The sequence below is a fragment of the Streptosporangium sp. NPDC053982 genome (genome assembly GCF_055585205.1).
Genome location: NZ_JBVJKQ010000026.1, coordinates 65,076 through 72,084 on the forward strand (window position 1 = coordinate 65,076; position 7,009 = coordinate 72,084).

A 7,009-nucleotide genomic window follows, 5' to 3' on the forward strand; every position below is an offset into this window, starting at 1 on the left:
GGAGGGTCGCGGTACCCGGGCCGAACGCGAGCGGGCCCGCCGTCCGGGAGGACGACGGGCCCGTTCCCGGGCCCTGTGGCGGCACCCGGGAGGCACACGTGCCGGACCGCCCGCTCCGGGGGCGGTCCGAGCCGTGTCAGGGGACGATGTTGACCAGCTTCGGCGCGCGGACGATGACCTTGCGCGGGTCACCGTCCAGGAAGGCCCGGACCTTGTCCGAGGCCAGCGCCAGCGTCTCCAGCTCGGCTTCGGAGATCTCCGGGGAGACCTCCAGCCGGTCGCGGACCTTGCCCGCGACCTGCACCACGCAGGTGACCGACTCCTGGACCAGCAGGGCCGGGTCGACCGCGGGCCAGCCCGCCCTGGCCACCGACGCGGGGTGGCCCAGCCGCTCCCAGCCCTCCTCGGCGGTGTACGGCGCGACCAGCGACAGCATGACCGCCAGCGCCTCGGCCGCCTCGCGGACCGCCGGATCGGCGGCGCCGGGACCGGCGTCGATGGCCTTGCGGGCCGCGCTCGTCAGCTCCATCAGGCGGGCCACCGCGACGTTGAAGCGGTGGGACTCGACCAGCTTGGTGACCTCGTCGACGGTCCGGTGGGTGAACCGGCGCAGCTCCAGGTCACCGGTGGAGACGTCGGCGCCGGGGGCGGAGGCCGTGCCGGCCTCGGCCATGACGCGGAAGGCGCGGGCCAGGAACTTCTGCGACGCGGCCGGGGAGACGTCGGCCCAGTCGATGTCGTCCTCCGGCGGGCCGGCGAACACCACGGTCAGCCGGACGGCGTCCACACCGTAGGCGTCGATCTGCTCGCCCAGGTCCACGCCGTTGCCCAGCGACTTCGACATCGCCTTGCCCTGGTTGATGACCTGGCCCTGGTTCAGCAGCCGCCGGAAGGGCTCGGTGAAGCCGACCAGGCCCATGTCGTGCAGGACCTTGGTGAAGAACCGCGCGTACAGCAGGTGCAGCACCGCGTGCTCGACGCCGCCGACGTACTGGTCGACCGGCCCCCACAGGCGCAGCTTCTCCACGTCGAACGGACCCTCCTCGTAGGAGGGGTCCACGTAGCGCAGGAAGTACCAGGAGGAGTCGACGAAGGTGTCCATCGTGTCGGTGTCCCGCCGCGCGGAGCCGCCGCACTTGGGGCAGGCGACCTTGACCCAGTCGTCGGCCGAGGCCAGCGGGGAGACGCCCTTGGGCGCCAGGGCCTCGCCGCGCAGGTCGGGCAGGGTGACCGGCAGCTGGTCGTCCGGCACCGGCACCTCGCCGCAGTCCGGGCAGTGGATGATCGGGATCGGGCAGCCCCAGAAGCGCTGGCGGGACAGCAGCCAGTCGCGCAGCCGGAAGTTGACCGTGGACCGTCCGGTGCCGCGCTCGGCCAGCACCTCGATGATCTTCCTGATCGCCTCGGCCTTGCTCAGCCCGTCCAGCGGGCCGGAGTTGACCAGGGTGCCCTCCCCCGCGGTGGCGACGCCGGTCTCGCCCGGGTCGGCCAGGCCGGTGTGCACGACGACCCGGACCGGCAGGTCGAAGGCGCGGGCGAAGTCCAGGTCACGCTGGTCGTGCGCGGGGACGGCCATGATGGCGCCGTGGCCGTAGTCGGACAGCACGTAGTCGGCCGCCCAGACCGGCATGCGCTCGCCGGTGACCGGGTTGATCGCGTGGCGGCCCAGGAAGACGCCGGTCTTCTCCTTCTCGGTGGACAGCCGGTCGATGTCCGACAGCTTGGCCACCTCGGCGCGGTACGCCTCGAACGCCTCCCGCTGCTCCTCGGAGACGATCTCCTCGGCCAGCGGGGCGTCCGGGGCGACCACGAAGAAGGTCGCGCCGTACAGGGTGTCGGGGCGGGTGGTGTAGACGGTGACCGGCTCGTCGCGGCCCTCGACCGCGAAGTCGACGTCGGCGCCCTCGGAGCGGCCGATCCAGTTGCGCTGCATGGTCAGCACGCGCTCGGGCCACTGGCCCTCCAACTGGGCCATGTCGTCCAGCAGCCGGTCGGCGTAGTCAGTGATCTTGAAATACCACTGGGTCAGCTCGCGGCGGACGACCTCGGCGCCGCACCGCTCGCACCTGCCGTCCTTGACCTGCTCGTTGGCCAGCACGGTCTGGTCGGCGGGGCACCAGTTGACCAGACCGCCCTTGCGGTGGGCCAGGCCGCGCTCGAAGAAGCGGTTGAACAGCCACTGGGTCCAGCGGTAGTACTCCGGGTCGCTGGTGTGCAGGCGGCGCGACCAGTCGAAGGAGATCCCGTAGCGCTTGAAGGAGTTCGCCTGGGTGTCGATGTTGGCGTAGGTCCACTCGGCCGGGTGGGCGTTCCGCTTGATCGCGGCGTTCTCGGCGGGCAGGCCGAAGGAGTCCCAGCCGATGGGGTGCAGCACGTTGTCGCCGCGCTGCAGCCGGTAGCGCGCCACCACGTCGCCGATGGCGAACGCCTCGGCGTGGCCCATGTGCAGGTCGCCCGAGGGATAGGGGAACATGTCGAGCACGTAGTACCGCTCGCGGGTGTCGGCCGGGTCGTCGTCGGCGCGGAAGGGCTGCAGCTCCTCCCACCGCCGCTGCCACTTGGCCTGCAGTGCCTGCGGGTCGTAGTGCTGCTCGTCGCTCTGTATGTCGGCTCGCTCGCTCACGTCAATCTTCCCTCGGTATACGTATGCGTAGGTGATCTGACCCATCCGGCCCAATAGAAAAACCCTTCGCGTTCACGCGAAGGGCAGCCGCACCGGCAGGGCGTCTAGCCCCGGGAAGGCCGGTGCGGCCCGGTAAGCAGCAGGGCCGCGGCACGCATATGTCAAGACTATCGCAGTTCGCAAGCCGGGTTCATGGCGTTCACGACCCGGAATGCCTTCGCTCGCGGCGAATCCCTGGAATCCGGGGCCATCCGGGGCCACGGCCCGGCAGAATGGGCCAGGGCATCGGATACGGGTGGGCCGAGATCCGATGGCGATGCGTCCGTTACGGCCTCACCTGCCTCGCCCGTTTACTCTTCTCACCGTGGCACACTCAGTCGAGCCGGGGCAGGGCCCGGACCCCTCCGAGGCCGGTCTGCCGTTGCAGGACCCGCCGACCGATCCCACCGGTCTCCAGTTCAGGGGGGGATTCTCTGGTTTCCCTGGGAACCATCCCGCCCCGCATGAGACCATGCCCAATACCCACAATTCGGGCGCCCGCGCAGGAGGTACGGAAGCAATGGCTTCGGAGCAGTCCAGCCAGTCGAGCCCGCCCCCGGCGTGGCCGCAACCGGCCGACCCTCCCGGCTGGGCGGACGACCCCCTCGGCACCGGCCCGCGACTGCCCCGTCCGCAGGACGTCTCCCAGGCCGGAGGCGCCGGGCAGACCTCGCCGGGCAACGGCTGGCAGGCCGCGATGGCGCAGGGCGACGACGTCTTCCGGCGGCAGGCGCCCGACCCGCGAACACCCGGCCCGCAGGCCCCGGACGCGCGGCGGTCCGGCGGCCAGGGCGGCGACTCGCCGTCCGGCGGCGACTCCTGGCGGACCGGCGTGCCCGGCAGCGGCTCCTGGCAGCAGGCCTTCGGCGCGCAGCCCCCGGCCGATCCTCAGGCCCCCGGCTCTCCCCCGGGGGGCGAGCAGTGGCGCAACGGCCCGCCGTCCCGTGACGGCTCCGGTGAGAACGGCTGGAACGCAGCGTCCCCGACGTCCCCGGCGTCCGGCACCGGCTGGCACACCGAGCCGGGCGCCACCGCGGCGATGCCCGTCTACTCCCCCTCCCCGACGAATCCGCCAGGCGCGAACCCCGGCCCCCTCGGCCGCCGGGATCCCCTCACCGATCCCGACCCGTTCAACCGCGACCCGCTGTCCAACCCCGACCCGTTCGGCTCCCGAGACCCCTTCCGCCCCTCCCCGGAGGGCGGCCCCACGGGGAGCGGGCCCCAGCCCGGCGGCTGGGCCCAGGCCGCGGGCGCCCCGCCGGAGGCCCCCGCGCACCCCGCGCCCGGGTGGAACGGCCCCGGCCAGGGGATGCCCCCGCAGGGCATGCCGGGCCAGGGGATGCCGGGCCAGGGGATGCCCGGTCAGGCCGGCCAGCCCTTCCCCGGCGGAGGTAACGGCGGTCCGCAGCAGGACCCCCGGCAGGGCGCGGGCCAGCCGGGCGGCCACCTCAGCCGCGACCCCTCCGACCCCAACCGGCCGTTCGTCACGGCGGGCCAGATCAGCGGCCCGAAGACCCCGCCCCCGGAGCGCCAGCAGGAGCTGTGGGACACCGTCTTCGGCGACAACTACCAGGCCATGGGCGACGAGGACGACCTCGAAGGCCGGGGCAGGCCGGTCTGGATCTACGCGCTCGCCGGCTCCGCCGTGGTCGCGCTGGTCGGTGTGGTGCTCTGGGCGTTCCTGGCCGGACCGCTCGCCTCCGGCAAGGACGACCCCGAGACCGCCGCCCCGCAGACCAAGCCCTCGGCCGCCGCGAAGAACCCCGCCAAGAGCAGGTCGACGTCTCGCCTGCCGCGCTTCCCCGGCAAGGCGTCCCCGGTCTCCGGCACCCTGTCCGACCAGGCCGCGGCGATCAGCGTGCCCAGGCTCGGCGGCCCCTGGCGGCTGGACCAGCGGCCGGCCGTACAGACCTCCTACGGCTTCGACACCCGCCAGTACGTCCCCGCCGGCTCCGACACGGCGGGCAAGCCGCAGTTCGCCCAGGTGATGTCCGGTCCGCTCTCGGCCCGGATGAAGAGCAAGTACGTCGACGGCAGGCTCGCTCCGGTGATCAACGCGGTGGCCTCGGCCGCCCGCGGCAAGTTCTTCCCCCAGGAGAACACCGCCCGCAAGATCGCCCAGCAGACGCTGAAGGTCGGCGGGCACCCGGCGCAGCTCGCCGCCTACGAGATCACCGCCGGGGAGACGAAGACCACCATGGTGGTGGCGGCCGTGAACACCGGAGCCCAGCTGCCCTCGGTCGTCTACATGTCGGTGCCGGACGGCAAGAAGGAACTGCTGCCCGACATCAACACCGTCTTCACGTCGATCAAGCCCGCGGCCTCCTGACATCCGGGGAGACCCCGGCGATCCCGGGGTCTCCGGGTCAGAACTCGCAGGTCATGTGCTTGATGCCGTTGATGAAGCTGGAGTGGAGGCGCTCGGGCCCGCCGCCCTCGATGTCCGGCACCCTGCGCAGCAGCTCGCGGAGCATCACGGTGATCTCGCGGCGGGCCAGGTGCGCGCCGAGGCAGAAGTGCGGACCGGGACCGCCGAAGCCCACGTGCGGGTTGGGACTGCGGGTGATGTCGAAGCGGAGCGGGTCGGCGAAGACGCTCTCGTCGCGGTTGGCCGCCCAGTAGTACAGGACCACCTTCTCCCCCTCGCGGTAGAGGTGGCCGTTCATCTCGTGGTCCCGCATCACCTTCCGGCGCATGAAGTTCACCGGTGAGGCCAGGCGGACGATCTCCTCCACCGCGCCGGGAAGGCGGCCGTCGAGGTCCGCGAGCAGCAGTGCGCGCTGGTCGGGATTGCGGGTGAGCAGGCGCAGGCCGTGCGAGATGGCGTTGCGGGTGGTCTCGTTGCCGGCCACGACCAGCAGGATGAAGAACGACCCGAGCTCCTGCGCGGTGAGCTTCTCCCCGTCGATGTTGGCGTTGACCAGCGACGAGGTGAGATCTCCGGTGGGCTCTTCGACCCGCGAGGCGGCGAGGTCCTGGACGAGCTGCTGAAGCTCCATCCCGGCGGTGAGCAGCTTCTCGGCGACCGAGGTCGTGTTGCCGCCGCCGTACTCGGGGTCGAAGCCGCCGAGGATCGTGTTCGAGCGGTCGAAGACGAAGCCGTACCGGTCCTCCGGGATGCCCATCATGTCACAGATGATCTTCAGCGGGAGCTTGGCCGCGACCTCGGTGACGAAGTCACAGCCCGGGCCGGTGACGAGCAGGTCGTCCACGATCCGTGCGGCGGCCGCGTCGACGTCGGCCTCGAACTGCTTGATCATCTTGGGGGTGAACGCCCGGGAGACGATCCGGCGGAGCCGGGCGTGCCGCGGGTCGTCCATGTTGATCATCGACCCGAAGTACTCGGTGAACTCCGGCGGCATGTCCGGGATGTTGGTGGCCCCACCCTCCCCCGAGCGGAAGACCTCGGGCGTACGGCTGGCCTCCAGGATGTCGGCGTGCCTGACCAGCGCGTAGTAGCCGAGACCGCGAGGAGCGAAGGAGACCTCCGGCTCCTGGTAGAACGCCGGACTGGGAAGCTCGCGCAGCAACCGGAAGGCATGCTCCCGCTCCGCCATGGGCCTGGCCCAGAAATCGTAGTCGGAAAGATCGAAGTCGCTCGCGGAGACGATCGGCTTCCGCTCGGCTGGCGTCACGCTCATAGTGCCCATCATTTTCGCAGGTCTCGATCGGGTCAATGGAGGGTTGTCGAAAGTCGCGGGTGAAGCGTCCGATGCTCTCGGCGAGGTGGTCCGGGGAGGCGCGACCGGTCTTCGCCCCAGCGAAGCGGACCGGCCCCGGCCGGGCATGCGGCGACGTGATCGTCCGTCAGCGCCGGCCGTCCCGGGAAGGCGATGTCCGATGGATCGACGTCTTCCGCGGAACCGTCACACCACCTCCACTAGAACAGAGTTCGGTTTGTCGATCCTGCCACACGATCTTCCCGCCGACCAGACCGGAACGGCCCGAACCCTGAACCAGCGGCATGACGGACGGCTGCCTGCGGAACCCGTACGACTCCGCGCAAGTCCTTCGCGACGGCTCCCGTCTACGGGGTGAGGCATACGCGCGACAGGGCGGTTAAAGCCGAACCAAGAATGCGATCGGCAGGCTGCTTCCCGCACTCGCCGAACGCCTCAACGACGAACGTCCGCCTTCGCCCGGCCAGGTGGACCGGCTGACCGGCTGACCGGTTCTTTCCGAACCGGCAGGCGGTGCTCCAACCCCCTTTGAGCCGGGACGTCTCCTCTGGCTTGGGCGAACCGGCGGTTATCGTGCTGGTCGGTGGTTCGCGCTGCGGTGGGTGGGTGTTCCGGCCGGCGCTGTGGCTGATGTCCGGTGCCGACCGGCCTCCGGCCTGGTCCCGGG

At 71.3% G+C, this 7,009-nt stretch carries 3 protein-coding genes; 1 reads left to right on the forward strand and 2 read right to left on the reverse strand.

Features of this window, described 5'->3' with window-relative positions; all coding sequences use genetic code 11:
- Positions 1 to 136: 136 nt before the first annotated feature.
- The gene (gene leuS, locus ACZ6W9_RS35215; RefSeq protein WP_389965236.1) at positions 137 to 2,623 is read right to left on the reverse strand and encodes a leucine--tRNA ligase; all 2,487 of its coding nucleotides are present in this window, start codon (positions 2,621 to 2,623) and stop codon (positions 137 to 139) included.
- A 559-nt stretch (positions 2,624 to 3,182) separates the two neighbouring features.
- Here leuS and ACZ6W9_RS35220 point away from each other — a divergent pair.
- Complete coding sequence (locus tag ACZ6W9_RS35220) at positions 3,183 to 4,991, forward strand: chromosomal replication initiator protein DnaA (RefSeq protein WP_389965233.1); 1,809 nt, start codon at positions 3,183 to 3,185, stop codon at positions 4,989 to 4,991.
- A gap of 37 nt (positions 4,992 to 5,028) precedes the next feature.
- On the opposite strand, the gene ACZ6W9_RS35225 is transcribed toward ACZ6W9_RS35220, so the two are convergent.
- Entirely contained in the window at positions 5,029 to 6,303 is a 1,275-nt protein-coding gene (locus ACZ6W9_RS35225) for a cytochrome P450 (RefSeq protein WP_389965230.1), read from the reverse strand.
- Positions 6,304 to 7,009 lie beyond the last annotated feature (706 nt).

What these genes read in the sequence shown, in the direction of transcription:
- ACZ6W9_RS35225 (WP_389965230.1), bottom strand. Translation starts at nt 6,303, where the DNA reads ATGAGCGTGACGCCAGCCGAGCGGAAGCCGATCGTCTCCGCGAGCGAC.
- ACZ6W9_RS35220 (WP_389965233.1), top strand. Translation starts at nt 3,183, where the DNA reads ATGGCTTCGGAGCAGTCCAGCCAGTCGAGCCCGCCCCCGGCGTGGCCG.